The 2,730-nt window shown below is 59.0% G+C and carries 3 protein-coding genes; all 3 read right to left on the bottom strand.

Translation table 11 applies throughout. The features are described from left to right. Window position 1 precedes the first annotated feature (1 nt). The gene (locus tag PHP98_12215; protein MDD5484393.1) at window positions 2-997 is read right to left on the bottom strand and encodes a hypothetical protein; all 996 of its coding nucleotides are present in this window, start codon (window positions 995-997) and stop codon (window positions 2-4) included. Between the two features lies 1 nt (window position 998). Continuing rightward, a complete protein-coding gene (locus PHP98_12210; GenBank protein ID MDD5484392.1) occupies window positions 999-1,778 on the bottom strand; it encodes an N-formylglutamate amidohydrolase in 780 nt (259 codons plus the stop codon). Window positions 1,779-1,880: 102 nt separating this feature from the next. After that, window positions 1,881-2,730: aspartate/glutamate racemase family protein (locus tag PHP98_12205; GenBank protein ID MDD5484391.1), on the bottom strand; the 850-nt coding region annotated here is incomplete at its 5' end.

The following is a 2,730-nucleotide window of genomic DNA, read 5'->3' as shown; positions in this document are numbered from 1 at the left end:
CTTACCCGCCGCAGTTTATCCTGGCAAAGGCCGCATCGGCGATGACCTTCAGCAAATTTTTGTATTCCTCCGCCATTCCCCCCGGCGCGGGATGATACATGGAATAAATTTGCGGGCTCCAGCTTTTCCCCGGCTTGAGCCCGGGAATGCCGTTGACCTCAATCACCCTGAGCCGTCCCTCGGCGTCCGCGCGCAGGTCGGCCCGCACATGATCAACACAATTCAAGGCAAGCATGGCTTTGCCGGCCGCGTCGGCGGCTTCCCGCGCTTTTGCCGCGTCGTTCGGAATCAGCACCCGGGTCAGGCCGACCCCGCGCAAATCGCTCCGGAGGATTTTATATTTTCCGTAACGGGATTGTTCAACGGTTACCAGCCCGGGCAGGAGTTGCCGGCGGTCGCCGTTGCCCAGCATCAGGACGGTATATTCATCCCCCGGCAGATAATCTTCTATCAAGGCGTCCTGTCCGAGCTGGTGATGAATGAACGCCACCTGCCGGGCAAGCTCGCGGCTGTCATGCACTACGCTGTCGTCGCTGATCCCGACCGACCGCGACTCTCCCACCGGTTTCACGAACGCCGGAAAACGCGCGTTGGGAAGCGCGCCGCCCTTTTTGGCCACATTATATTGCGGCGTCGGCGCGCCGGCGGCGCGCATGATTTCATGCGTGTCGGATTTCCGGATTAAATTTTTCATGGTCGCGGCATTGGGGCCGACGTATGGAATGCCTTTTTCATCAAGAATGTCCGCCGCCCAGACAGCGTTTTTTTCAACCGCGACGATATCCGCGCGGTCGGAAAAATGATAAAGCGCGCTCCAGACGATGTCAAAAGACCGCGAGCCGACAACGCGCTCAAACCCGGCGGCGTTTTCAACATAAGCGGTTTCACAGGCAACCCCGCTTGCGTTCAAGGCGGCGTCCATGGCTTTTGTCACCGCCATATCTCCCCAGCCCTGGGCTTCGCCGCCCGGTCCGGTTACCAATAGAATTTTTTTCATTTTATTTCTCCCAGCCCTTCACAATTCCAGCCAATTGCGCCGCGATGGCGTTAATTCTGGCGGGAAACAGTTTTCCGGTACGCTCGTCCATGTAGATTTTGGCCACCTCGGTCGGCAGCACCAGCACGCGTTTGTCCAGGGCGCCCAAACGCCGGCAGAATTCGCCCCGGCCCCGGAACACGAGGTTTTCCGCGACCGTTGTCTTGACGCCCGGAATGCTCACGCGCGCCAGCGCCTGCAGCCAGGCCTTGACAAGCCGCCGGGGTTTGCGGCGGCCCAGGGCGGCGGTGCCCACATTAAAGACCGGGGGATGCGCGATGCCGTTGGCGATCTGGCGCGCCAGGTTGTAGGAATGGATGTCAAAAACCACGCAAAATCTGTGCCGCGCGAGAATATTTTTCACGTGGTTTTCAATGAAATCATAAAAGGTGCGGTATTTCATCATGCTGCGGCGGTTCATTTCAACGCCTGGCGTTTTGGCAAAAACCCGGACGCCCCAGAATTTTTCGGGGGTAAGCGGCAGGGCCGCTTCGGGCGGCCGATTGAGATCATATTCCGCGCGCGAATCCAGCCCCCAGACAATATCGGGACACTGGTTGATCAGCAAATCCGTGGCCGTATCCTCCTCAAACCGGCGCGCCTGTTCTGAAATTGCCATCAACGCCAGCAGCTCATCGCGGACGCGGTGGCCGGCATGAATTGCGGTTGCCAGCAAGGGCGAGTTTTGCCTGAAACGATACGCAAAACCCTGATCGGATGGTAATGAATCTCTCGGCAACATTTTTTCGGCCGCGCGATACCCGGGCGGCCCCTCGCTTTTGGATTACGGGCGTCCGCCCGCCTTAAAATATTTCTCAAGCCAAGGGGCTCCGGTTGCCCCATACTAGGCGATGTTTCCGGGCAGATCAAACAAATCCGGCCGGTGCTGATAATTTCGCAGGGCCGCGGCAGTCAGCGGAGATTTGCGTTCAAGCATGCCGCTGATTGCGTCAATCCGGTTTGGCTCAAATCGCACCCGTGAAAAAACCCTGATCCTGATAGCGGAGCCGGCGCCGGAACGCGCGGCCGTAATGAGTCCGGGAAAACAGCCCGCGCTCATCCTCGCGTTCGGGTTGAGCACGGCAACTTCGCGCTGAAAAACCCGTTGCAATTCCTTTTGAAAGATTTTCAGGCTGTATTCAAAATGGGTGCAACACAACGCGGCAAACAGCCGGCCGGCGGCCGGCGGTTCAAAGCGTTGTCTGGCCTCCGCAAGATATCCGGCGATCAGGTTTTTTACCGCGCCGCCCTCCGGGGCCTGTTCAATTTCACCCGGCAGCCAGGCGCAGGGCTGCGCCGCCATCCGGGAGCCGTCAATGCCGAGCCTGATCAGCGCCTGCCGGTGGACGTCTGAATCAATCGTGGTGGGAGTGCCCAGAATCAACACCCGGCTGTTGCTGTCCGGGACCATTTTTTCAAAAATCATTTCCACCCCGAACTTGACGATATCCACCACCCTTGCTTGCGCGGCACGGGCGGTTTCCGTGTCGGGATACAAAACGGAAAGCGTGTTGCAGGCGATCAAAATCACGCTGGGCTCAAACGCCAGGATGCCCTTGAGCGCGGCGTCCAAACACCTTGTCTTCGCCCCGCGGGAAGGGAGGCCGGTATACGAGAGGGTTGCCGCGGGCCTGGCGTTGAAATAAATCACGTCCACCGCGCCGCAGTCTTGCCGCGCGCGCAGTTTTTCAACG

The organism is Kiritimatiellia bacterium (assembly GCA_028715905.1).
In the GTDB taxonomy this organism is placed as follows: domain Bacteria; phylum Verrucomicrobiota; class Kiritimatiellia; order JAAZAB01; family JAAZAB01; genus JAQUQV01.
The sequence above is the reverse complement of the archived record's forward strand: the minus strand, read 5'-3'. Positions and strand labels throughout refer to the sequence as shown.